At 46.0% G+C, this 23,421-nt stretch carries 29 protein-coding genes; 14 read left to right on the top strand and 15 right to left on the bottom strand.

Translation table 11 applies throughout. The annotated features are described in order from the left end of the window. Positions 1 to 171 precede the first annotated feature (171 nt). The 5 genes from JGK16_RS02820 to JGK16_RS02800 all read left to right on the top strand — a co-directional run bounded on the left by JGK16_RS02820 (position 172) and on the right by JGK16_RS02800 (position 3,187). Entirely contained in the window at positions 172 to 435 is a 264-nt protein-coding gene (locus JGK16_RS02820; RefSeq protein ID WP_293202736.1) for a hypothetical protein, read from the top strand. A 111-nt stretch (positions 436 to 546) separates the two neighbouring features. Next, positions 547 to 705, top strand: coding sequence for a hypothetical protein (locus JGK16_RS02815; protein WP_293189600.1), 159 nt, complete (start codon positions 547 to 549; stop codon positions 703 to 705). Further along, positions 699 to 902 (top strand): hypothetical protein, encoded by a 204-nt coding sequence (locus JGK16_RS02810; protein ID WP_293189601.1) that lies wholly within the window; start codon positions 699 to 701, stop codon positions 900 to 902. Before JGK16_RS02815 ends, JGK16_RS02810 begins: the two co-directional genes overlap by 7 nt. A gap of 118 nt (positions 903 to 1,020) precedes the next feature. Next, positions 1,021 to 1,191, top strand: a complete 171-nt coding sequence (locus JGK16_RS02805; RefSeq protein ID WP_293189602.1) for a hypothetical protein — start codon at positions 1,021 to 1,023, stop codon at positions 1,189 to 1,191. Positions 1,192 to 1,486: 295 nt separating this feature from the next. Next, positions 1,487 to 3,187 (top strand): ABC-F family ATP-binding cassette domain-containing protein, encoded by a 1,701-nt coding sequence (locus JGK16_RS02800; protein WP_293175938.1) that lies wholly within the window; start codon positions 1,487 to 1,489, stop codon positions 3,185 to 3,187. Between the two features lie 273 nt (positions 3,188 to 3,460). Here JGK16_RS02800 and JGK16_RS02795 read toward each other — a convergent pair whose 3' ends face one another. The 4 genes from JGK16_RS02795 to JGK16_RS02780 form a co-directional block, all read right to left on the bottom strand. Continuing rightward, positions 3,461 to 3,889: a hypothetical protein gene (locus JGK16_RS02795; RefSeq protein ID WP_293175936.1), complete on the bottom strand. Its 429-nt coding sequence runs from the start codon at positions 3,887 to 3,889 to the stop codon at positions 3,461 to 3,463. A gap of 35 nt (positions 3,890 to 3,924) precedes the next feature. Further along, complete coding sequence (locus JGK16_RS02790; RefSeq protein ID WP_293175934.1) at positions 3,925 to 4,875, bottom strand: fructosamine kinase family protein; 951 nt, start codon at positions 4,873 to 4,875, stop codon at positions 3,925 to 3,927. Between the two features lie 291 nt (positions 4,876 to 5,166). After that, on the bottom strand, positions 5,167 to 7,494 hold the full coding sequence (locus JGK16_RS02785) for a S8 family serine peptidase (RefSeq protein ID WP_293189603.1): 2,328 nt from the start codon (positions 7,492 to 7,494) through the stop codon (positions 5,167 to 5,169). A gap of 159 nt (positions 7,495 to 7,653) precedes the next feature. Next, complete coding sequence (locus JGK16_RS02780; protein ID WP_293175930.1) at positions 7,654 to 8,052, bottom strand: transcriptional regulator; 399 nt, start codon at positions 8,050 to 8,052, stop codon at positions 7,654 to 7,656. Positions 8,053 to 8,351: 299 nt separating this feature from the next. On the opposite strand from JGK16_RS02780, the gene JGK16_RS02775 reads away from it, so the two are divergent. Together JGK16_RS02775 and JGK16_RS02770 are read left to right on the top strand one after the other, a co-directional pair. After that, positions 8,352 to 8,975 (top strand): hypothetical protein, encoded by a 624-nt coding sequence (locus JGK16_RS02775; protein ID WP_293175928.1) that lies wholly within the window; start codon positions 8,352 to 8,354, stop codon positions 8,973 to 8,975. A gap of 42 nt (positions 8,976 to 9,017) precedes the next feature. Next, complete coding sequence (locus tag JGK16_RS02770) at positions 9,018 to 9,275, top strand: BolA family protein (RefSeq protein ID WP_293175926.1); 258 nt, start codon at positions 9,018 to 9,020, stop codon at positions 9,273 to 9,275. 61 nt (positions 9,276 to 9,336) lie between these two features. Here the strand turns inward: JGK16_RS02770 and JGK16_RS02765 are convergent, their stop codons facing one another. Then, positions 9,337 to 9,465, bottom strand: coding sequence for a hypothetical protein (locus JGK16_RS02765; RefSeq protein WP_293202733.1), 129 nt, complete (start codon positions 9,463 to 9,465; stop codon positions 9,337 to 9,339). Positions 9,466 to 9,613: 148 nt separating this feature from the next. Between JGK16_RS02765 and grxD the strand changes: the two genes are divergently transcribed. Beyond that, positions 9,614 to 9,934: a Grx4 family monothiol glutaredoxin gene (gene grxD / locus JGK16_RS02760; protein WP_293175924.1), complete on the top strand. Its 321-nt coding sequence runs from the start codon at positions 9,614 to 9,616 to the stop codon at positions 9,932 to 9,934. A gap of 381 nt (positions 9,935 to 10,315) precedes the next feature. Here grxD and JGK16_RS02755 read toward each other — a convergent pair whose 3' ends face one another. Further along, positions 10,316 to 10,570, bottom strand: coding sequence for a DUF6761 family protein (locus JGK16_RS02755; protein WP_293175922.1), 255 nt, complete (start codon positions 10,568 to 10,570; stop codon positions 10,316 to 10,318). Between the two features lie 144 nt (positions 10,571 to 10,714). Next, positions 10,715 to 10,855 (bottom strand): hypothetical protein, encoded by a 141-nt coding sequence (locus JGK16_RS02750; RefSeq protein ID WP_293175920.1) that lies wholly within the window; start codon positions 10,853 to 10,855, stop codon positions 10,715 to 10,717. A gap of 311 nt (positions 10,856 to 11,166) precedes the next feature. On the opposite strand from JGK16_RS02750, the gene JGK16_RS02745 reads away from it, so the two are divergent. Further along, the gene (locus JGK16_RS02745; RefSeq protein WP_293175918.1) at positions 11,167 to 11,916 is read left to right on the top strand and encodes a response regulator transcription factor; all 750 of its coding nucleotides are present in this window, start codon (positions 11,167 to 11,169) and stop codon (positions 11,914 to 11,916) included. 8 nt (positions 11,917 to 11,924) lie between these two features. On the opposite strand, the gene JGK16_RS02740 is transcribed toward JGK16_RS02745, so the two are convergent. The 6 genes from JGK16_RS02740 to JGK16_RS02715 all read right to left on the bottom strand — a co-directional run bounded on the left by JGK16_RS02740 (position 11,925) and on the right by JGK16_RS02715 (position 16,247). Next, on the bottom strand, positions 11,925 to 12,275 hold the full coding sequence (locus JGK16_RS02740) for a 4a-hydroxytetrahydrobiopterin dehydratase (RefSeq protein WP_293175916.1): 351 nt from the start codon (positions 12,273 to 12,275) through the stop codon (positions 11,925 to 11,927). 47 nt (positions 12,276 to 12,322) lie between these two features. Continuing rightward, a complete protein-coding gene (locus JGK16_RS02735; protein ID WP_293175914.1) occupies positions 12,323 to 12,685 on the bottom strand; it encodes a DUF5615 family PIN-like protein in 363 nt (120 codons plus the stop codon). After that, positions 12,686 to 13,060, bottom strand: a complete 375-nt coding sequence (locus JGK16_RS02730; RefSeq protein ID WP_293175912.1) for a DUF433 domain-containing protein — start codon at positions 13,058 to 13,060, stop codon at positions 12,686 to 12,688. It abuts the gene before it with no gap. Positions 13,061 to 13,209: 149 nt separating this feature from the next. Continuing rightward, complete coding sequence (locus JGK16_RS02725; protein ID WP_293175909.1) at positions 13,210 to 14,094, bottom strand: Uma2 family endonuclease; 885 nt, start codon at positions 14,092 to 14,094, stop codon at positions 13,210 to 13,212. 229 nt (positions 14,095 to 14,323) lie between these two features. Continuing rightward, positions 14,324 to 14,644, bottom strand: coding sequence for a nucleotidyltransferase domain-containing protein (locus JGK16_RS02720; protein ID WP_293189605.1), 321 nt, complete (start codon positions 14,642 to 14,644; stop codon positions 14,324 to 14,326). A gap of 235 nt (positions 14,645 to 14,879) precedes the next feature. Then, positions 14,880 to 16,247 (bottom strand): aldehyde dehydrogenase, encoded by a 1,368-nt coding sequence (locus tag JGK16_RS02715; protein ID WP_293175905.1) that lies wholly within the window; start codon positions 16,245 to 16,247, stop codon positions 14,880 to 14,882. A gap of 42 nt (positions 16,248 to 16,289) precedes the next feature. Between JGK16_RS02715 and JGK16_RS02710 the strand changes: the two genes are divergently transcribed. After that, positions 16,290 to 17,210 (top strand): glycine betaine ABC transporter substrate-binding protein, encoded by a 921-nt coding sequence (locus tag JGK16_RS02710; protein WP_293175903.1) that lies wholly within the window; start codon positions 16,290 to 16,292, stop codon positions 17,208 to 17,210. A gap of 426 nt (positions 17,211 to 17,636) precedes the next feature. Here the strand turns inward: JGK16_RS02710 and JGK16_RS02705 are convergent, their stop codons facing one another. Further along, positions 17,637 to 19,910, bottom strand: a complete 2,274-nt coding sequence (locus tag JGK16_RS02705; protein ID WP_293189609.1) for a bifunctional (p)ppGpp synthetase/guanosine-3',5'-bis(diphosphate) 3'-pyrophosphohydrolase — start codon at positions 19,908 to 19,910, stop codon at positions 17,637 to 17,639. Positions 19,911 to 20,255: 345 nt separating this feature from the next. Continuing rightward, on the bottom strand, positions 20,256 to 20,381 hold the full coding sequence (locus JGK16_RS02700) for a hypothetical protein (RefSeq protein ID WP_293175899.1): 126 nt from the start codon (positions 20,379 to 20,381) through the stop codon (positions 20,256 to 20,258). A 101-nt stretch (positions 20,382 to 20,482) separates the two neighbouring features. On the opposite strand from JGK16_RS02700, the gene patD reads away from it, so the two are divergent. The 4 genes from patD to JGK16_RS02680 all read left to right on the top strand — a co-directional run bounded on the left by patD (position 20,483) and on the right by JGK16_RS02680 (position 23,280). Further along, positions 20,483 to 20,881, top strand: coding sequence for a heterocyst frequency control protein PatD (gene patD / locus JGK16_RS02695; protein WP_293189611.1), 399 nt, complete (start codon positions 20,483 to 20,485; stop codon positions 20,879 to 20,881). A gap of 92 nt (positions 20,882 to 20,973) precedes the next feature. After that, complete coding sequence (locus JGK16_RS02690) at positions 20,974 to 22,428, top strand: transposase (protein ID WP_293189613.1); 1,455 nt, start codon at positions 20,974 to 20,976, stop codon at positions 22,426 to 22,428. 50 nt (positions 22,429 to 22,478) lie between these two features. After that, positions 22,479 to 23,063 (top strand): zf-TFIIB domain-containing protein, encoded by a 585-nt coding sequence (locus JGK16_RS02685; RefSeq protein ID WP_293175894.1) that lies wholly within the window; start codon positions 22,479 to 22,481, stop codon positions 23,061 to 23,063. 4 nt (positions 23,064 to 23,067) lie between these two features. Then, complete coding sequence (locus tag JGK16_RS02680; RefSeq protein ID WP_293202730.1) at positions 23,068 to 23,280, top strand: hypothetical protein; 213 nt, start codon at positions 23,068 to 23,070, stop codon at positions 23,278 to 23,280. Positions 23,281 to 23,421: the final 141 nt, after the last annotated feature.

Below are 23,421 nucleotides of genomic sequence, written 5' to 3'. Positions count from 1 at the left end.
CCTGAATCGCGACCTGAATCGCAACCTAACAGGCTTTTATGGAAGTGTTTAGCAGTTGTTATATTTTTACTCTTAATAGGGAAAATTTGGGGGAGCATTAGCCGCATACCACAAAACTCCAAGCCACTGAATAACAATAGCACGACTCAATCAATTAAACGCCCATCTCCTTTGGATCAATGTGGAGATAAACCTCCAGGCGGTGTCAAAACTTGGTATCCAGTTTTTGTAAATCGTACTGATGAATCTACTTTGAAATATATCCAACAAACCTATTGTCGTGATGCTTTTCTAGTGTATAGAGAATCTGTAGGTCGTGAATCTATACAAGTAGCTTCCTTCCTCAATAAGTCAAAAGCAGATCAATATGCAAAAACTATGATCCGCGAGCCAAAAATCAAGAGCGGTGAAATTGGATCGCCGATTCAGAAATGAGTAATTAGGCGAATTTTCATGAACATAAAATTTTAGAATAGAGGCAACGATCGCACTTCTCTCCTCACTTCTTCCCCACCTTCTCTAATTGCTTGCAAAAAGGCTGTTGAAGTGCGATCGCCATTTCGTCAAGTCCCAACAAACCCAAAACTCGCCCGCCCTCAGTGCGATCGCCCGATCGAACTATCAGTCATGATTCCGCAAGTCCTCAACGTATCGGATATACTGAGATACGACCCGAATAATTTTGGAGTCACCCTATTATGCTAAAGACAGTTTGGGCGATCGTTCGCCAAGGCAAAATTGAATTGTTGGAACCAACAGAAATTCCTGAAGGTGCAAGGATTCTGGTAAAATTCCTACCTGATGATCAGTCTGAATTCTGGCTTCAGACAAGCCGAGTATCGCTAGATGCAATTTGGGATAATACCGAGGATGATATTTATGCCCAGCTACTCCCAAAATGACAACATTGAAGAAGAACTGACATTAAAAGTCCGATCGCGCCCAACAACAGTATCAATCGAAATCCCAACAGATACTTGAGAATCCCTAAACAAAGTAGCACTGCATCGAGATATGCCTTTGTCTGCTTTACTCAAGTTTTACATTGGGCAAGGTTTGCGGGAAGATTTAACAAAATTGTTTAGCGATCGCCTCCTGGAAGCAACAGCCCAAGTTTTGGCACGACATCTAGATTCAGAAGAAGAAGTTTCAACCATAATTCGAGAAATTCAATCTGAAACAGCACGGTAGCCCTGTTTCCTCAACTTCCCCAAATGCGATCGCACTCATACACCAAAGAAACCGGGTTTTTCGAGAATCTGGGGCTTTGTGACAAGTATTTTCCTAAAAAACCCGGTTTCTCGCTACCCGCGCGCCCAGGGCTATAAAATCCAAAATCTAAAATCTAAAATCCAAAATCCGATCGCCCGCCCAAACCCAAATCTTGCCAATGACTAAATTTAATTAAAATTTGTTAAGATTAACTCGACCTCAGCGCCGGCATCCCATCCGCCGCTAAACCTCCCCTTCCCCAGTCCCCACAACAATGCTGCGACTCGAACACATCAGTAAAATTTACCCCACAGGCGTCGTACTCAAAGATGTCACCTGGGAAGTCAAACCGGGCGATCGCATCGGCTTAGTAGGCGTCAACGGTGCCGGCAAATCCACCCAACTCAAAATCATCGCCGGCGAAATGGAACCCACCTCAGGCGAAGTCATTCGCCCCGCCAGCCTCCACATCGCCTACCTCTCCCAAGAATTTGAAATCGACCCCACCCGCACCGTCAAGGAAGAATTTTGGCGCGCATTCAGCGAAGCCAACGAAGTCCACGAATCCCTAATGGAGGTGCACCGAGAGCTCGAAGCCGCCACCCCAGAAAATCTCGACAACATGATCCACAAAATGGATCGGCTACAACGGCAATTTGAAGGCTTAAACGGCTACGGTTTAGAAGCCCAAATCGAGAAAATTTTACCAGAAATCGGATTTGAGCAAGAAGATGGCGATCGGCTAGTCAGCGCTTTCAGCGGCGGCTGGCAAATGCGGATGAGTTTAGGCAAAATTCTCCTCCAAAAACCCGATATCCTGCTGTTAGACGAACCTACCAACCACCTCGACTTAGAAACGATCGAATGGCTGGAAGTTTACCTCAAAGGGCTGACAACCCCAATGGTAATCGTATCCCATGACCGCGAATTTCTCGATCGACTCTGCACCCAAATAGTCGAAACCGAACGTGGCGTTTCCAGCACCTACCTCGGCAACTACTCATCCTACCTCCTGCAAAAAGCAGAAGCGCGCGAAGCCCAACTCAGCGCCTACGAAAGCCAGCAAAAAGAACTAGAAAAACAGCAAGCATTCGTTGAAAAATTCCGCGCCAGCGCCACACGCAGTACCCAAGCCAAAAGTCGCGAGAAACAGTTAGACAAAATCGAACGCATCGAAGCCCCCACCGGCGGCTTAAAAACCTTGCATTTCCGGTTTCCCCCCGCACCCCGCAGCGGCCGCGAAGTAGCCATAATTGAAAACTTAGTACACACCTACGGCGAGAAAATCCTATTTTTGGGAGCAGACTTATTAATTGAAAGAGGCGATCGCATAGCCTTTCTCGGCCCCAACGGTGCCGGAAAATCTACATTGCTGCGCCTGATCATGGGTTTAGAAACGCCCACCGAAGGTACGGTAAAAATGGGAGGCCACAACGTCATCCCCGGTTACTTTGAACAGAATCAAGCAGAAGCCTTAGATTTGAATAAAAGCGTGATGCAAACCATTCACGACGAAGTACCCGACTGGAAAAATGAAGAAGTTCGGACTTTGTTGGGGCGGTTCTTGTTTAACGGTGAAACAGTATTCAAACACGTTGGCGCTTTAAGTGGTGGAGAAAAAGCCCGTCTGGCTTTGGCAAAAATGCTGCTGGAACCTGTGAACTTGCTAATTTTGGACGAACCGACAAATCACCTCGACATTCCCGCGAAGGAGATGATGGAAGAGGCGATTAAGAATTACGACGGCACTGTAATTATCGTTTCGCACGATCGCTATTTTATCTCTCAAGTCGCTAACAAAATAGTAGAAGTTCGAGACGGCGAGTTTCGGACTTATCTGGGAGATTACCATTACTATCTGGACAAAATAACTGAAGAGAAAGAACTAGCCAAGTTCGCCAAACTTGAAGCTGAGAAAGCTGCCAAGAAATCCGAGAAGGAAGCGAAGAAGAAAGCGGCGGCTAAACAAAAGTAAGTAACTTGACTGGTAGGGACACGGCAATGTCGTGTCCCGATATTGAATTGAGTCAATTTCAATATTAGAGCGCTTCTAAGCTGGGGCAGCATTTAAATAGGATGCTCGGAACGGGCTAGAAGCCCATTCCACAATATCTTTATTGATTTTTAATCCACAATTTAAATGTAGAACAGCTTATCATAGAAAAACTCATTAATAGTTTAACCCAAAATTCTATTAATCATTTGACTTGCCTGTAACTCGTGATGACAGCCACAGCAATTAATAATTTTAGCGAGAACCTCTGCCCCCTGATTTTTGTTTAAAGAATGGCTTCTGGGAACTAAGACACTCCTGCAAATCATCATCTAAATCTCTAGCAAAACCATAATCTGCCACATACTTAATCAACTGATTTACCGGGCCTAATAAGACAGTATCTGTATCTTGTTGCGACAGAAACGTACCGTCAAATCCGTTGATTTTGTAAAAATCTTTGCGGTTAGTATCCGCCGTAACGGAAGCCACAGTAACTCCGTTAGAAGAAAAGCCTTTGAAGCAGATTCTCTTTTCTGTTTGAGCAATCTGAATGTATCGAGAACCGCCGCCGTGATAAATTCCCACCTGTAACGGTAAAGCAGCTAAAGCATTCTCAGCCCCGATGCTGCTCAAAAACAAAACTATAAATCCCAGTTTGGTACAACAGTGCCAAAACTTCATTTGTGATTCCCTCTAATCCAATTAATATTGAAATCTTAACCCAAAATTTTATTAATTATTTGATTTGCCTGCGACTCGTAACTCCCGCCAAACAAATTAAAGTGATTCAAAATATGATATAAGTTGTAAAGCGTTTTGCGCTTTTCATAGCCTGAATCCAGCAACCAAACTTCATTATAACCTCGATAAAATGCTGGGGAAAAACCGCCGAAAAGTTCCGTCATCGCAATATCGACTTCTCTGTCGCCCCAATAAGTCGCGGGGTCAAAAATTACTGGTTCCCCCGCAGCAGTTACCGAGGCATTTCCTCCCCACAAATCCCCATGAACTAAGGAAGGTTGAGGTTTGTAACCCTCCAATAACTTGGGAATAGCTGCTAGCAAAGTTTCCCCTCGACTGAAATTTCCACCACGACGCCTAGCCAACTGTAACTGATAACCAATCCGATGTTCTGTCCAAAATTCTGCCCAATCAGCAGTCCAGTTATTAATTTGAGGAGTTGAGCCGATCGCATTATTCCTATCCCAACCAAAACATCCCCTTAGCAAGGATGAATTCGCCTTTTCTCCCCCCGTTAGCAAGGATGAATTCGCCTTTTCTCCCCCCCTTAGCAAGGGGGGGCTGGGGGGGGTGTATTTGTGCATTTGAGCCAGTTTGCGTCCCATTTGGGCCCAGGCTATCTCGCTCCCGCCACTTCGCAAATCCAGCCATTCCAATACAATATAAGCAGAATTGCCCTCAGTTCCCCAGCAAATCGGTTGAGGAAGGCGAATAGTCTGAGTTTGGGCCATTTGCTGCAAACCCAGCGCCTCAGTTTCAAACATGGCGACTTGGGAAGCTTGATTGATTTTGGCGAAATAAGTGCGGGTACTGCTGTTGATAGCATAGCCTTGGTTGATGCAGCCACCGCTGACTGAACGGCGGTTGTCTATTGAAAATGTGTCTCCGGTTGCTTGGGAGATGTGTGCTGCAATTTTGTGCCACATAGCATCAAATGGTTTTGAGGGCGATCGCCATTAGTGTATCTGACTGGCGACACTTTACTGCGATTAATCGATCGCAGATCGGACACAATAGAATTATTCGACCGTCTTTTTTGTGGATATATCTTAATATCATGTGGGGTCGATTACCATAACAAAAAACTGTTCGTAGTGCGGACTTCAGTCCGCAATATGCTGCGGACTGAAGTCCGCACTACGAACGGCGATATTACTCGCGAACCGCCTGAAGATGACCAGAATAATTCGGTATGCCCAACAGCGGTTCGGGAGTGGCTAGACAATGTAGGGAGAGTCGATCGCCTTGGCGCGATTAATTGCTACCAATGTCTGGTAAATCAAAGCCGAAATCTCAGCCCGGGTGATGTCTCGCTGCCCAGAAAGCCGATCGCGCGCCGGATAGTTTACTACAATCTTCAAAGCTGTTGCTGTGGCTGCGGCGCTTAAAGCAAAATTAGGAATTTGATTGCGATCGCTGTAAACTTTCAAAATATCGGGATTGCCACCCTTAAGTTGTAAACCGTTAACCAAAGATACGATCGCCTCTGTCTTCGTCAAATTCTGATTCGGGCCAAACTTCAACCCCGGAAACCCGGACAAAAACCCCGCCCGATTCGCCCGATCGATCGCACTTCTCGCCCAAAAACTCGCCGAAACATCAATAAAATTGGTAGCCGCCGCCTTCGGAATCGGACTAAATGCACTCACCAAAAGCGCCGCATATTGAGCGCGATTTAAACTGTTGTCAGGCCCGAAAGAACCATCAGGAAAACCGCTAATTATATTCGCCGCAGCCAAAGCTTCAATAAACTTTTCTGCCCAATGTCCAGAAATATCGCTGAACCTGGAACCGCCGATATTTGGATTGCCGCCAGCCTTTCTCACCGCAGCTTGCACAGCTTTTAAAGCATTCACTTTCCCGTAACCGAACCAATCGCTGCGGCGAGTATTAGCATCGTAATTTCCCAGGCGATTCCCCAACTGCGGATCGGCATCAACATCGACAATTTTGTCAGCAGTTTGTTCGAGAATTCCCCGCACTTCCCGCGCCGTCAAACGGGGGTTAGCAGATAGCACTAAACCTGCCACTCCAGCGACTACTGGAGTGGCGCTAGAAGTGCCGCCAAAGCTATCGGTGTAGTCCCCCGAGTCGTAGCCGGCAACCCCGACGCGATCGGCAGTAAACACCCCCAAACCTGGCAAATACTCCGACACCTCCGGCGCAGTCGCAATAAATCCGGTTTCTGGTAGCCAGGTTCCAGGCGGTGCGTTGTTGCTGGGCGCGCAAACCGAGATGCTGGTGCCCCAATTGCTGTAGGCTGCTTTTTTGTTGAGGGAAGTGGAAGCAGACACCGCAATTACATCGGGGTGTACGGCAAATCCTGCTAGCCAATTAGTTTTGCCGCCCACAACGTTATTTGGCCAGCCTTTCTCGTCCACAGTCCCGTTAACGGGGCGGTTGGCATTCCCCGCAGCAAACAGAATCACGCAGCCTCTGCCGCCCCGCCCTTGGGTTGCTGCTTTGGTGATAGCGGCGCTTTGGCGTAGGGAAAGCGGATAGTAAACTGCCCCAGGCCCCCAACTGCAAGAGATGACGGCGGCGCCTTTGTCGATCGCCCAATTGAAGATTTTTTCGATCGACTCGTCATCGAGAAAACCCGTGGTACGGATCGGCATCACGGCGCATCCGGGGGCGACGCCGACAGTACCTTTACCGTTTTCTTCCGCAGCGGCGACACCGGCGCAACTTGTCCCGTGGTTGTCCGATTCAGCAACCGGCATCGGGGAAGTGTCGCCGTCTTTGAAATCGATGGGCGAGACGATTTTGCCTTGGCCTTGAAAATCGGGGTGCGTCAGATCGACTGAATCATCGGCGATCGCAATTACGATCGATCGCACGCCGCGAGTCATATCCCAAGCTGGTTCTGCATAAATTTGAGCGCCGCTGACAACTCCGTCACCGCCTTTGTTATTGAGATACCACTGTTTGGGATAAAGCGGATCGCGGGGTGTATAATGTTGCTGAGTTTCTAGGATAATATTGGGTTCCGCCACCAAAACTTCTGGATATCTTGTCAAGCGGTTGGCAATTTTAATCGGGTTTTCGGTTGCTTGTTTGGTGACTTCGCAGACGAAGGTATTGGGAATGCCTTCGACTGGCCGGATTATTGTTAAATTTGCTGCATTGGCGATCGACTTTCGCGATTCTTCGTTTACTTGTTCGCCAAATTGAATAGTAATGCGATCGGTTAAATAAAAGAATGTGCTCGGATTGTTTGCGGGACAATAGACATGGCTAGCAAAAACTACAGCATCGCTGGCGCGGGCGGCTTGCATTGCTGCATCTAGGTTTTCCGGCGCCACTAGATATTCTTCCAGATTACTTTGGCCGACGCGACGGTTAAGTTTTGCCTGATTTGTTGCAGCCCAATTATTTGATGTCGATGCTGTCGCTGACGGACGGACTGTAAAGCGGTTTGGAACTTTTGACAGCAACAACTCATCGCCGCCGCGCTGCAAAATCACTGCCAGACTTGCTTCGGGAACTCCGATACCTTGATAATTTTGTAAGGTATTTGCGGAAAGTGCGATCGGTTGTGTCATTAGAAATGCCCCTGTTCAGTTTTGATCCAGTATTTACTATATCTCTGAAAAACAGGCAAGATGCCTGTTCCACAAAGACTGAATCTTCTGGTGGGGAGTAGGGGTTGGGCTTCTAGCCCGCCCAAAAAAGGCCGATCGACAAAGATCGAACAACTACCATCAAATAAATACGCTAGGATTAACGTTAAAAAAATCTCCCAGCGCCTTAGCTTGCGCCTTGCTAATCGCCCGTTTCCCATTAACCACCTCAGAGACTACTCCTTTGGAACCAATCACGCCGACTAAATCAGCTTGTTTGAGTTCGCGAATTTCCATGAAATGCAATAGAACATCCCGGGGAGTCACTTCTGGATCTGGGTAATATTTTGATTCGTATTCTTCGATCAAGATTCCCCAGAGACTCAGTAAAGTTTCTTCTTCTAGTGTTAATTCTTCCTTAGACATCAGAAAATCGACTTCTGCGAGGGCAAGATCGTTATCTTCTTCGTTCAGGATGGGCTTAGGCTGCGATTTCGCCAGCAGTTGACCGTAGACTGTTTTCTCGATTGTGATATTCATGGTTCATTTTATTGTTAAATTAGATCGAAACTTACGCATCAAAACCAAAGAAACCGGGTTTTTCACCAATTTTAAAGCCTCAAATGCAGTATTTAGGTAAAAAAACCCGGTTTCTGCCTCCGGGACTAAATCGCCGGGATATGTCCAATCCCCCGCGATTTCCTTTGTTTAATCCAAAATCGATCGCACCCTTTGACATTTGAACAAATTTGGTTTACACTTAGCCGGTTGCGATCGCCAATGGTAAGATCGGCTCAAGCTAAATATCTTTTTAAAGCGCCGAGGCGCAAAGTAATTTCATGGTATACTCTGCAACTGTTTGCTGGCTTCGCTTCACCGCCCGGATGACGATCGGGGCGATCGCAGTTTTGACCCTGTTGCAACCGCTCCAAGCCCAAGCACAACAACCTTCTCGGCCAGATAACCAACCGCAAGTCGAACCCGCCGACGACCCCACAGACCCCAACAACCTCCGCCCTGTCACCCCAGACAGCAGCGTACTGAGCATTGCCGGAGGTCAGCGTTTGATGACAGAAGCCAGTGGTGCTATTTCCAGTCAAAATTACACGCTGGCGGCTCAAAAACTTCAAGAATCCCGCCAAATTTTCAATCAACTCTCCAACTTCTACCAGCAACTGGGCAGCAGTTTTGCCGGAATTGACATCCGCTTGGCCGACAGCAACCGCACCAAAGCTGTGGAAACAGCCCAAATGCGCGACGAAGCTACCTACCGGCTGGCGTTGGTACACCGCGCACAAAATAAGCCGGAACTGGCTGTTCCCCTACTGATTCAGATTATTCGATCGCAACAGCCAACTCGCGACTTGGGTAAAAAAGCTTACCAGCAATTACTGGAATTGGGCTTTGTGGATGCCCCCTATCCCCGGCCTGCTGCAACTCAACCGCGATCGTCTAACAAATAGTTCCACTAAAATACTCAATACAGCCCTTTATCACAAATACCAATGGTTACACCGTCTCAAGTAGCAGAAATGATTCAGACTGGATTACCAGACGCTAAGCTAAAAGTTGAGGATTTGAGAGGCGGCGATCACTACCAGGTGAGAGTAGTCTCTGCTGCCTTTGAAGGGAAAACCCGAGTACAGCAACACCAACTGGTTTACGGAGCTCTCAAACAGGCAATGGCTAGTGAAGCTATCCACGCTTTGGCGTTGGAAACCTTAACTCCGGCAGAATGGGCAGCCAAAAGTGAAGTTGCTTAGTTTTTTAGTCGCAATTATCGCAAGTTTGTGCTTGTGTCAATAGTCGCTTGAGAAACAGTTGCTAACCAAAGAAATCGGCTTTTGCACCGGAATCTATGGCTTTCAACAGTTGACAGTTGACAGTTGACAGTTGACAGTTGACAGTTTGATAGCGACCTCTACCCTTAAGTCCGAGGATTGGAGTAATCAATAGTCTGATTTTAATTTCTCCCTCAAAGACTTGGGGCTTTCAACCAATTCTTTCTGGTAACGAGAAATTTTCGTTAAAAACCCGGTTTCTGCCTCATCAGAAACTACTGTCAACGTTTAAAAATTTTCAAACAATATTAGGAGATACCATGAGTACAGCACATGAAAGAATTGACGAATTGGTTAAGCAAAACAAAATCATGGTGTTCATGAAGGGCAATAAGTTAATGCCACAGTGCGGTTTCTCTAATACTGTGGTGCAAATTCTCAATACGATGGGAGTGCCTTACGAAACAGTTGATGTTTTGGCAGACCAAGAAATTCGTCAAGGCGTTAAAGAGTATTCCAACTGGCCGACAATTCCCCAAGTTTATATCAATGGCGAGTTTCTTGGCGGCTCGGATATTCTGATCGAGATGTATCAAAAGGGCGAATTGCAAGAAGTTGTAGAAGTCGCTTTGGCTTCTTAAACAATTGACAGTTGACAGTTGACAGTTGACAGTTGACAGTTGACAGTAAAGTGTGAAGCGTGAGGTTTTTTTATGGGGATTTAAACTCCACTCCCCCACGCCACATTCCTGAAGTGGGGAAGTTAAACCCGCTAGCGGACAATTGTCAATTGCCCACTGTTTAAAATCAGACAGAACAAACATAGCCCCGACTTCTTCAAGAAGCCGGGGATCTAATAGCAACCGGGTTTTACGTTGAATTAGGTTCATTTATAGCAGAAGCAAGAAGGAAGAAGGAAAAAGCAGGAAATCACAAATAACCAATTCCCGATTCCCGATTCCCTCTTTTGCCGATGCCCGATGCCCAAATAATCAGCGGGTTTATTAAACCAAATTTGGTGTTTAATAATAGTCTGATTCAGCTTGCGTTTGTGTCTGTGGCATTTCAAAATTGGAAGTATCGTGAATGTAACGCGCTGCTTCTTCCTCTAATCTGTGAATCAGATAGGGTTCCAGGCTGTTACAATGTCGCAGGGCTGCGAGGTAGCCATCTAAGTAAAGCCGCAGGTCATCGAAACGATAACCTCTATTCCACATTTCGACGAGAGCGTCGGTGAGTTTTTGGTAGTGCCGGATTGTTTGGGTATCTTGTAGCATGGTCTGAGTTTGAAATCCTTTGTGGTGTATAATGACGGCGGGATTTAGGAACTGCCCGGATTCATACTGAGCAAGCTCAGAAGAGAGGCGATTGCTAAATAAAAGCTTTTACCCTGCTCAACAGGCTACCCTCCATAAAAAATTTCACTTGCTGCTATGCAGTGGCTCGACTCTTTGGCGCGCACCTAAATAATTCACCGTGCGTTTAATAGAATCGGGATGTTGCTGAATTTGGCGATCGAACTGAGTGAGTGTTCCGGCTACCGAGCGAACGGTTGCACGCATTTTAGTTTCAGTTACGCGATTTGTCAACTTCCTGGGAGTGGATACCCTGTCGGGGGGTTCGGTCAAAGCAGGTGGCTAGGTCATAGGCTCGATCGGCTGTAAGCTATATTATTTTCATTGTAAGCTCACCGCCAGAATGATTTAACCTTTCTCAGGTCTGACGATCGCAATTTGACCAAATCTTTAAAATTGATACTAGAAGTTTGTTCGTCGCTTTAAACGCAGCTTATGCTTGAGTAGCCATGGTTACAAAACCTTGACAAAAGCTCTGTTAACCTGGTACCCATTAGTGATAAGGGAAGCTCGCCGTTGTGGGATCTGCAAGTATTTCAATTGTTGAAGGAAATCCGCACCTGCGATCGCTCTTGGGCTGGCATTTACAGCAAGTCGGTCACTGGGTGCACCAATCAGCGGATATCAGTCATGCTAGGGAAATATTTTTCAGCCGCCAGCCAACCCTAGTGATTCTTGATGCCCAATTGCCTGATGGGGACGGTTTGGAATTTTGCCGCTGGCTCCAACAGCAGCAGCAATCGCTGATTTTGATGCTATCAGCGCGAAATTCAGAAGCGGATATTGTGGAGGGTTTGAAGTCGGGCGCCGACGATTACCTGACTAAACCGTTTGGGATGCAAGAATTTATGGCTAGGGTGGAAGCCCTGATGCGCCGCAACCGCACGATGGTACCGCCCGCGATGCTGGAGTGCGGGCGGCTAAAAATTGACTTGGTACAGCGCCGAGTCAGGCTGCATGAGGAACACATCGAGCTTACTCCCCAGGAATTCAGCCTGCTGTACGTGCTGGCTCAAGCTGGAGGAGTGCCTTTGTCGCGCTCCGATTTGCTGCGTCGGGCGTGGCCGGATGCGATTGACAACCCGCGCACGATCGACACTCACGTACTCTCTCTGCGGAAAAAAATCGAAATCGACCCGCGACAGCCGAGTCTAATTCAAACTGTGCGGAATGTCGGCTACCGCCTGAATCTGGAATTGTTGAATACGAATCAACAACATTCACCCGTATTCGGCGCTCCGACATCTGAAACTATCATTAGCCGATAGATCTGATTTTAGGTTGAGAATTGATGTGCGATCGCATCTGTTCTCGCGGCCATAATAAAATCATTGCGGTGCAGTCCCGAAATCGAGTGAGTCCACCAAGTAACGGTAACTTTTCCCCATTCGGTTAACAGTGCGGGGTGATGCCCTTCAGTTTCTGCTGCTTCGCCTACACTGTTAGTAAAGGCGATCGCACTTTTGAAATCCGGGAACTTGTAAGTGCGCTCTAACTGGGGAATACCATTTTTTTCAATCAAATTCCAGTCGGGAATTTGAGGTTTGAGTTGGACAATTTCGTAAGCTGTGACGCGGGGAGAGTTTGGGAGGCAGGCGGCACATTTTTCTTGCAATAGGGTGGGCATAAATTGCTTTTTAGTTCGATGATAGTTTTCTGGGTATTCTATTAGGATTAAGCTAAAGGTACATAACTAATGCGATCTAGATATTCATCATCATCAGCCGCTTCTGCAATTAATACTAAATCAGCAATCACTTGACCAACATCTGCTTGACGGCGAAGTACCAAAATTCCTGGTAAATGATGACCTGTGCTTAAATGATCTGCCAAGTGAAATGGCATTGAGCGGCGGTTCTTAGTAATGAGTAAAAAACCATTTTTTTCACACCAAACTATAATTTCTGGATCTAGTGTACCTCTAGGTGGCACACCTGAATCGCCAACCGTGTGGATAATTAAATTTGGTAGATGACGCAATAGCTGTTCGCGATACAAGGACGGCATATTTTCATCTATAAGGTACTGAATTGCCATTTATTGTGCTGCTGCCCGATTCGCATCGCCTTCTGCTTTTAACTTCCGAAGCCGTAAGACAACAGGCGGAGGATTTTTATCGTGTTCTGCCTGTGCTTTTAGAGTGTACTCTAACCAATCTTCTACATACTTTTCTACAATTTCTGGATTTTGTAGATAGTAAAAAATTGTAGCGTAAATTTGCTCTAAAGTTACTGTGGGAAACAGCTCTGCTATGACTTCTGGTGATTTCTTACCATAAATGTATTCATCGAGAATATCCTCGATCCCAATGCGGGTCTCTTTAATGCGAATATCATCAGCCGCCCAAAAATCAAAATAGTCTTTTAATTGCTTTGGTTTCTTGACTACAGTTACTTCTACAGTTTTACTCATTGTCTCTGGCTCGCTATCGAACACTTACCAATTTTAATTATAGCACGATCGTTGTGCGTCAGCCTGATGTAAATAAATGTTCGATCGCCCGTTTTTTCGGATAATTCATCAAAGAGCGATCGCACTCTCTTTTTCCGCCCAATTCAGTATTAACCGTTCAAAAATTGATCGGGATCGATGCCAGATTCCCGCAGCCTTTCGATCAAAGATTGTAAGCGAGTTTCGGCAATCTCTGCACGCTCCTGTGCCTCATCGGCGCGCTCTTGTGCCTCATCGGCACGCTCTTGTGCCTGCTCGGCTCGCTCCTCGGGAGTCGGAATCCAATTGCCTTCACTATCGTACCAGCGCAACCACAGTCGATCGACTCCCAGATAATCCCCGTGCCACAAACCCAAGCCTAAATCAATCTCAGGCATCCACAGGCGCGAGTCAGACAGTTCCAATTCTTCATAGCGAGCGCCATCCAATTTAAAAGCCCTCAATCGATTGGTGTAGCGACTGAAAACAACATAATAAGGAATTCGCAAAACCTGCTCGTAAACCTCCCATTTTCTGAGCGGCTTTTCCGAACTCGGTTCGTGGTTAATATTACCATTTCCTGCTATTTGTTCAGGCGCAGACGGTATATTTTCCCCCTCATTTTCTCCCAAATCTTCTTTTTCTGTTCCCGGCGAGAGCAATTCTACAATCACAAAAGGATTCACACCCTCTTGCCAAATGACATAACTCAGCCGCATATCAACTTCATCATACAATCGGGAAACTCCCACAACTCCAAACCAATCCGGGCGCTTGTACCAAAGCGGGTGACGCACGTCATAATAAAGATTCATGTCGCTCCCGGTAAATATTTGGGAAGCTGAATAGGTGGAAGGGCGGAAAGTGTAGCTCAGCAACTGCGGTTGCAAGCCGTGAAATTCATCAGGCAAACCAGGTTCCTCCGGATTTTCGCTAGGTAGATCGTACATCGTGGGAAGTGTTTCTTTTGGCGATCGGGGCGGTTCTGTTTGAGGCACGGGATATTTAGGAAACATAAGAATTTAGGGGAATAACTGACTTTATTTTAACTCAAGCAATATTAAGCAGGTGGCTGATTTCCCAGCATCTAATTTCGTTAAATTCAAAAGGTTTGTAGTGAGGACTTTAGTCCGCATCAAATTCTGCGGACTAAAGTCCGCACTACAAACCTATTCGATCCAGCTAACAACTTAGCTGCTCGTAAGCTTTCAACGGCTTTGGTTAAAAGAGCAATTTGTTCTGGTATCAAATCAATACTCCTTCTCTGCGAACATTTAGAAAGAAAGGACTTTTCTCTTGCTGAAAACGTGCTGCGGAGGCGAAAGCACTAGAAATTACTACAGTACGATCTAAGCACAAAGCAGCAACAAATTCACTCGTGCGAGCGATTTCTTTGCCAGCACTCACAGGTTCGTCCAATACAACCAAAATATCAATATCAGAATCTGGTTTCGCATCTCCTCTGGCTTGGGAACCGTAGAGAATTAACTGTACAAGTCTGTCGCCGTACAAATCATTAAAGTAGTGGCGCAGTTCAGCTAATATTTCTGGTAAATTCTCGTTCATATTGTTGGTTTATCAAGTTATAGCGGATCTAGCTCTCATATGAGGTACGTTGTTGGGCTTCAGCCCTCTTAGTGGAACTGGTTATATAAGCTATCAGTCATACCTCATCTTTTTGAGAAAGGCTATATATTGTCAGATTATGGATAATCTGGGCGGAATAACACCGCGATCTTATTTGTATTGTAGATGTTGGTGAAATCACGCCCCGATGATATTGAAACAAGTAGTCGTTCGCTCAACCGATAATTTTCTTAATCAAATCCAACTTGCCTAGATAGGGAGCGTACCGCCATTTAAAGTCAAGTAAAAATGACTTTTGCAGCACGCTTTTTTGATGTGAAAAAGTATCAAAACTGGCTTTCCCATGATAGCTACCAATACCGCTGTCGCCAACTCCGCCAAAAGGTAAAGTTGTAACTCCGACTTGCATCACCGTGTCGTTGATGCAAACTCCGCCGGAAGAAGTTTCGCGCAAAACTCGTTCTTGTTTCTCCTTATCCTTTGAGAACAAATACAAAGCTAGCGGTTTGGGGTGGGCGTTGATTTGGGCGATCGCCTCTGAGAACTCTTCATACTCCAAAACGGGCAAAATCGGGCCAAAAATCTCATCCTGCATCACCGGCGAATCCCAGGAAACCTTGTCAATTACCGTCGGCGCAATATATTTGTCTTCGACGTTAGTTTGACCGCCCGCGACAATTTCACCATCTTTGATAAACTCTGCCAAACGTCCTAAATGATGCTGATTGATAATTCGGGAATAGTCGGGACTTTTCTGCGGATCTTCGCCGTAAAATTCGTGAATTGATGTTTTAATTGCTTGCATCAAAGCGGGTTTAACTTTTTTGTCAACTAACAGGTAATCTGGAGCAATACAAGTTTGACCGGCATTGATAAATTTGCCCCACGCAATGCGTCTTGCAGTATATTCAACTTGAATGTCTGAGTCTACAATGCAAGGACTTTTGCCACCCAATTCTAATGTGACAGGTGTGAGGTGTTTGGCGGCGGCTTCCATGACTACTTTACCGATTTTTGTGCCTCCGGTAAAGAAGATGTGGTCGAATTTTTCGGCTAATAATTGTTGGCTGATTTCAACTCCTCCTTCGATGGCTGCGATGTAGGCGGGATCGAAGGCTGTGAGAATCATATCCGCGACAACTTTCGACGTGTGCGAGGCGATTTCTGAGGGTTTGAGGATGGCGCAGTTGCCGGCGGCGATCGCCCCGACTAAAGGTGATATCATGAGCTGAAACGGGTAATTCCAAGGCCCGATGATTAAAACGACGCCCAAAGGTTCCGGGTAAATCCGGGCTGAGGCGGGGAATTGATCGATCGGTGTTGGCACTTTTTTGGGCTTGGCCCACGATTCAACGTTTTTGATGGCATAATTAACTTCTGCGAGCGCAGCAATTTCAAAATAAGCCTCATACTCCGGCCTGTTCAAATCAGCCTTGACAGCATCCACAATCCGTGATTGATTGGAGACGATCGCACTTTTGAGATTTTTGAGTTGTTCGATCCGAAAATCCACATCTTTAGTTTTCCCAGTAGCAAAAAATTGTCGCTGCTCCCGGATCGTATCCCTGACACTCAATAGCATATTTTCTCCTGTATCTATCTACATAAATGTTACAATAAAAAAATGAAAATATCAAAAATCAATTTTTTATCTTCCTGTTTATCATTGCTTTGCTTGTTCGCAGTTACAAGCTGCAATTCGAGTTCTCAAAAACAAGTTGTTATTTGCTCAAAAGACTTTAGCGAACAAGTCATCCTTGCAGAAATTTTAGCACAGCACATCGAAGCCAAAACAGATATTAAAGTAGAACGCGAACTCAACCTCGGAGGCTCGCTTTGCCATCAATCCCTAACAGCAGGAAAAATTGACTTGTACGTCGAATATACGGGTACAGGTTTTACCAACATTCTCAAACAAAAGCCGATTTCTGACCCCAAAAAAGTCCTCGCCTACCTCAAACAAGAATATCCCAAACAGTTTAAAGCCGAATGGACTGAACCCCTGGGATTTAATAACGGTTTTGCGATTATTGTGCGGGGAGACGATGCCAAAAAACTTAACTTGCAAAATCTCTCGCAATTGGGTAAAGCTGCACCAAAATTGCGCGCTGGTTTCGGGCCGGAATTCAAAGATAGAGAAGATGGATTTCCCGGATTGGCTAAAACTTACGGGATTAGATTTGCGGAAGAACCGAAGGAGTTGCTGTTAGGATTGCTTTATCAAGCACTGCAACAAAAAGAAGTAGATGTGATTGCTGGAGGCACAACCGATGGTTTGATTCAAAGTTTGGGTTTGGTAGTGCTCAAAGATGATAAGAACTATTTCCCGCCCTATGAAGCTGTGCCGGTTGTGCGATCGCAAATTTTGGAAAAATATCCCGAATTGCGTCCAGTGCTCGCAGAGTTGGGCGGCAAAATCTCCGAGGAAGATATGCGCCAACTCAACTATCAAGTTGATGGGAAACAGCAGGATGCCGCACAATTAGCGCGGCAGTTTTTGCAGCAAAAATTGGGTGAGTCCAAGCCTGCAACTCCGGCGAAATAAAGGCACGAATTATGCAAAAAATGGTTGGATATCATGTCGAGCAAAATATCAACTATAGGTTTGTAGTGAGAACTTTAGTCCTTCTTTTTGCGGACTAAAGTCCTCACTACAAACCTACAATCGGGTGCGTCTCGAAGAAGACCGGGCGAATAGAATTCGCGTCTATACAAGCAAAACCTGCCTCCGCAGGTTGAAGAACGAACGGTTAAAATTATGTGATCTTCTTCAGAAGACCGGGCGAATAGAATTCGCGTCTATACAGACAAAACCTGCCTTCGCAGGTTGAAGAAGGAACGGTTAAAATTATGTGATCTTCTTCAGTCCGCGGAGGCGGACTTTGTTTGTGTGCCCGTAAACTCCGCGGTTTCAACCGCCGTCTTTCTTCTTTCCAAACCTGGTTTCAACCCCCGTCTTTCTTAAGTTCCTTCACTCAGCTTCGCTCAGCCTGCGCAAATTCAAAATATCGCTCATATTTTTAATCTGCATACAAGTCCGCTCGAACTGTTCTTTATCCTGGATATCCATGCACAAATCAATTAATGCCGGCAATCCTGGATATGTTTTGACTTGGGCGCTGCGGACGTTGACTTTGTTGTCTTTCAAATGCGATAATACATCGTTGAGAACTCCCACTCGATCGAGGGCTTCTACTTGAATGTTCACCGGATAAGTATTGGGGCGAGATTCATTGCGGTTGGTGGAATTCCAACTCACAGGAACTAATCTATCTCCCGGTACATTCTCAACATTTGAACATCCTTGGCGGTGAATCGAAATTCCGCGAAGGCGAGTCACTACTCCAATAATTGATTCGCCGGGAATCGGACAGCAACAGCCGGCTAAATGATACAGCAATCCTTCTACACCTGCGATCGGCGATTTGCTCGGAGATGAACTCGGTACGGGTTTGGGTGCGGCTGATGCAGGTATTTGTACTGGCGATTCCTGGATTCCTGCGGGTGCAGCTTCTATTTTTTGCTGCACTTTGACTAAATCTCGCAGTCGGTTGACTACGAGATTTAGGGTGACTTCGCCGTAGCCCAAACCTGCGATTAAATCTTCGACGCTGTGGTAGTTGCAGCGCTGAGCTACTGATTGCATGGGTTCAGATTTCAGCAAGGATTCTAAGCCGTTTTTACCTAATTCTTTTTCCAGCAATTCCCGCCCGCGAGCGAGATTTTCATCTCGGTGCGATCGCTTTAACCACTGGCGAATTCGGTTTTTTGCTCCGTTTGTCTTGACAAAATTCAGCCAATCGGAGCTGGGATGGCCGTTTTTTTGATTCAAGATTTCTACAATATCACCGTTCTTTAAAACCTTGTCTAGTGTCACCATCCGCCCGTTGACTCTGGCGCCGGTGCAGCGATTGCCTATTTCTGTGTGAATGCGGTAAGCAAAATCTACGGGTGTTGACCCGCTATTGAGAGCAATTACGTCTCCGTTAGGAGTGAAAACGTAGATATCTTCGTCGAATAAGTTGTCTTTAATGCTTTGTAAATATTCGCGATCGTCTTTGAGATCGGTTTGCCATTCTAGCAGTTGTCGCAGCCAGGTAAATTTTTCGTCGTCGCCGGTTACTGTGGTATTGGAACCGCCGGTTTCTTTGTATTTCCAGTGGGCTGCTATGCCGTATTCGGCAATGTGGTGCATTGCTACGGTGCGAATTTGTACTTCGATGGGGCGGCCGCTGGTGCCGATGACTCCGGTGTGCAACGATTGATAGCGGTTGGCTTTTGGTAAACCAATATAGTCTTTGAAGCGGCCGGGAATCGGGCGGAATGAATCGTGGACGATCGCCAATGCGCGATAACAGTCATCATTGCTTTCTACTATGATCCGCACCGCAGCAATATCGTACACTTGGTTAAAGCCTTTTTGCCTGCGCTGCATCTTCCCATAAATCCCGTACAAATGTTTGGGACGGCCGCTGACTTCATAGCATTTAATGCCTAAATTGTCAAGCCTTTCTCGCAAACAATCTGTGACTTCTGCAAGTTGGGTTTCTCGATCGCCCCGCTTCACCGCCACCAAGTCCTGAATTTCGCGGTAAGCTTCCGGTTCCAGGTATTTAAAGGCTAAATCTTCCAATTCCCACTTAAAGCGCCCGATACCCAAACGGTTCGCCAGGGGAGCAAAAATCTCTCGGGTTTCTAGGGCAATGGTGCGCTGCTTTTCTTCGGACAAATGCTCCAAAGTCCTCATATTGTGCAGCCTATCTGCGAGTTTGACGACAATCACGCGAATATCTTTAGCCATTGCTAGGAACATTCGGCGGAAATTTTCGGCAAGGCGCTCTGTTTTGCTGGAAAAATTAAACTTAGAAAGCTTGGTGACTCCTTCGACTAACTGTCGCACTTCTGCCCCAAACCGCTGTTCTATTTCTTCGAGAGTAATATCTGTATCTTCCACAATGTCATGGAGGAAACCAGCAGCAATCATAGCGCTGTTTCCGCCCATATATCGGAGTATTCCAGCTACAGCTACGGGATGGCAAATATAAGGTTCTCCCGATTTGCGGTACTGTCCTTCGTGCAAGTCGCGGGCAAATTCAAAGGCCCGACAAATTAAGCCGTTGTCCGTCGTACAATTCGGATTTGGGGCTTCGTCAGGTTGCGATCGAGCATTCAGACATTCTTGCAGCCAGTCGGGAACTATGCAAGGATCGATCGCATTCGAGGGAGTCAGAGTGTTTGCGTTCATGGGGTACACCTTTAAAAATTAGAAATACAAATGGTTAAATGCCAGTTTTCGGTTGAATTGCCGAAATTATGTGTTTAGTTATACTAAACTAATTGAATGCCACAATTTGCAATTCAAAAAAATAGTCAATTTTTCTGTTAACTATACCTATCTAATTGCGAGTCGCCCCCCCTCGCAGGTAGGAAAATATAGTGACTCCACTGCCGCCACTGCGGTCGATCGATCGGGTAAAATGGGGATATTTTGGCGGTAGCAGTGGAGGTCAGTCGATTTGAGATTTGAGATTTGAGATTTGACTCGACAGATGAATCTGGAACTAGGGTCTAAAATTTGAAGATATCCACTCTAGCGAGCATTAGGACACTGTACCTGTTTTTGGTGGAGCGGGCGATCGGCATTTACAGGCAACGCTAAACTCAAAGCAGAAGCCAGAGCGATCGAGTCACGCCCCCAGTGATGAAATTTTCTCAAAAAACAGGGAATTGCTGCAAAAAGGCACGGCTTTCCTTCATCTGAGCCAACCTTAAGCAAGAATCTACTTTGATTATAAATATAAATTTGTTCACAAAATCATGATATTGTCCGAAGACCGCCGCCATTGCTACGAAGAATTACAGCAAGCACTCGAACAGCTACAAAGAACTGTTACACAGGATAAGGTCGATCGGGCAGCGCTGGCGATCGAATACAAAAAAGTGCAACAATTTTTCGGAAACCAAATTATGAGAGTCCCCAGCACTGAGTTAGACGCCTCAGAACCCCCCCCAGAACAGTCATATTTGACGGAAATTCACAAGCAACTGCGGTTATTGGGAACAGATGTCACGTTTTTGCAAGTAGCGAAGCAGCCAGCAACAGCATCCGCAAGGCAAACTGCGACGGCGGAGCGACTTAACACGCTAATTGGCTACTGCGGCGCGGTGCTCCAAAAAAATTCTGGTGCGCCCGGGCCCGTCGAGATGCAAAATTAATAACTGTTTTCGTATAGTAAACGATTTCTTGTAAATTCCTTGAAGATAGCGGTAGACATTGATAGTATGTAATCAATAAAAAACCACCGTGTATGACGAATTCCAATACATTGGATACGGACTCAACTTCACACGCAAAGAAATTCTTGCCTTTTTGGGACAAGTCATGTCAGGAGATATCGAGACAGTTGTGGTCGTCGATCGCTTTGATCTACTCGCGCCCAGGAGTTGACAGATCCATATTATCAAGTGGATCTGTCAACAGCAAAATTGCTAACTCCTGGTTCTGTGCCGAACAGACTTATCTCCCCAACCAGAAATGGTTGAAGATATCCTATGAATCATCCAGGCTGACGATTGCGGACTCTACTCCCAGCGTCAAGACAAATCTACTATCCAAAAAGATCAGAGTCTACCCGGAAACAAAACTAGCTCAGAAATGGCGGACATGGATAGCCGCAAGCAGATGGTGTTACAATCAAGCAATTGCCATTCTCAAAAATGAAAAAATCGGTAAATATGAATTGCGTAAACGCATCATGGATTCAGCACCTGAATGGGTGTCTCAACAGCCATACAACCCGCGTCAACTAGCAGTATTTCAAGCCTGCGAAGCACACAAAGCAGCTTGTAAATCCCAAGGTACAGCCAAGTTTAGAAGTTGTCAAGAACCAACTCAAACTATTAGGTTTCAAACAGCGAACTGGAAATCAAACACATTCTATCCGCGCGAAACCAAAGGCTTGTCTTTTAAAGCGTCTGAAGCAATAGTGGAGGTAATGCAACACGAACCAACCCTTAGTATTATCAACGATCAATGGTTTATCTGCTATGCGGTTGACACTGTTGCACCGCCTCCGACTCAATCCGAATTAGCGATTGCCTTAGACCCGGGAATCAGAACATTTATGACAGGATTTGACGGTCATAATATACTGAAATTAGGCAAAAGTGATATCGGTCGCATTTATCGGTTAGCCAGACATTTAGACAAGTTAATGTCTCGGCTCGGAAAAAGCAAAGGTAGTCAGTTTAAGCGGCTGCGGTATCGATTGAGAAAAGTAGCAGCAAGGATTCGTGTTAAGATTAAGAACTTAGTTTCGGAATTGCACAATAAGGCGGCTAATTACCTAGTTAGCAAGTATAAGTTAATTTTCTTGCCAACATTTGAAACGCAGCAAATGGTAAAAAAGGGTAAGCGAAAACTTGCCACGAAGACAGCTAGAGCGATGGTGACTTTGAGTCATTATCGTTTTAAACAAACGTTGAAGCATCAAGCATCCAAGTACGGTTGTGTTGTAGTAGACGTGACAGAAGAGTACACCAGTAAGACTTGTTCAAAATGCGGTCATATCCATAGCAAGTTGGGCGGCTTAAAAACGTTTAAATGTCCCGAATGCGGACACACTCTGGACAGGGATTTAAACGGCGCTTTCAATATTCTGTTGAAAGCTTTGAGGGATACCTCCATGTCTGGTAAGCTGCAAGCTTTCCAGATTATGCCATACACAGTAGATTTGGGTGGATTCCTAGATTTACCGGGTTAAATGTATCTGAATTAACAGGGAATATAGATAAGGCAAGGAGAAATAAAGCGGTGGAATGTCCAAAATGCAAGCATCCCAACTTAGACGGTGGCACCTTAGCCGGCAGTATGTCGGTGCAGTGGTGTCCCAACTGTTACGGTATCTGGATTCCGGGCAAAGAATACGAAGCTTGGCAGAAAGAACACAGCCTCTGGTACAACAAATCCGAGAAGCCTCAGCCGACTGGCACTCTCGGCATAGAATTCACGCCGTCTCCCTACGACAGCAAAGCAGCACTGTGTCCCGAAGACGGTCACTATCTGTCGCGGGCAAAGGTTCCGTTTAGCAGAGTGCCCTTTTACATAGAGCGCTGTATGCTGTGCGGAGGAATTTGGTGCGATAACGGCGAGTGGGATATTCTCGAAAGTCTGGGATTCCACACCGAGATTGACAAGATGTTTTCTCCCAACTGGCAAGCTAAGGCCCGCGTGCAAGAACTCGCTGCTCGGGAACGTCAGGTGCTGACTGAGAAGCTGGGCCCGGATATCGCCGGATATGTGTTGGAACTAGCGGAAGTTTTAGCAGACCATCCCCATGCTGATTGTGCGGCTACTTACATATTGCGGAGAGCTGAGTTGAAACGAAAGGAAATTTAGTCAGTTGGCAGTTGGCAGTTGGCAGTTGGCAGTTGGCAGTTGGCAGTTGGCAGTTGGCAGTTGGCAGTTGGCAGTTGGCAGTTGGCAGTTGGCAGTTGGCAGTTGGCAGTTGGCAGTTGGCAGTTGGCAGTTGGCAGTTGGCAGTTGGCAGTTGGCAGTTGGCAGTTGGCAGTTGGCAGTTGGCAGTTGGCTGTGGTCATTAGTTATCAAATACTGACTAACAACTGACAACTAACTGACAACTAATAATTAACTGCTATCATGTCTGGTCGATTGTCATTAATAAAATTGTTTGTAGTAAGGATGAAATTTATCCCGTCACCCCGATTGATGACTCGCCGTCCTCACTACGAACGAT

Source organism: Microcoleus sp. PH2017_09_SFU_O_A (assembly GCF_020738625.1).
Lineage (GTDB): Bacteria > Cyanobacteriota > Cyanobacteriia > Cyanobacteriales > Microcoleaceae > Microcoleus.
The sequence above is the reverse complement of the archived record's forward strand: the minus strand, read 5'-3'. Positions and strand labels throughout refer to the sequence as shown.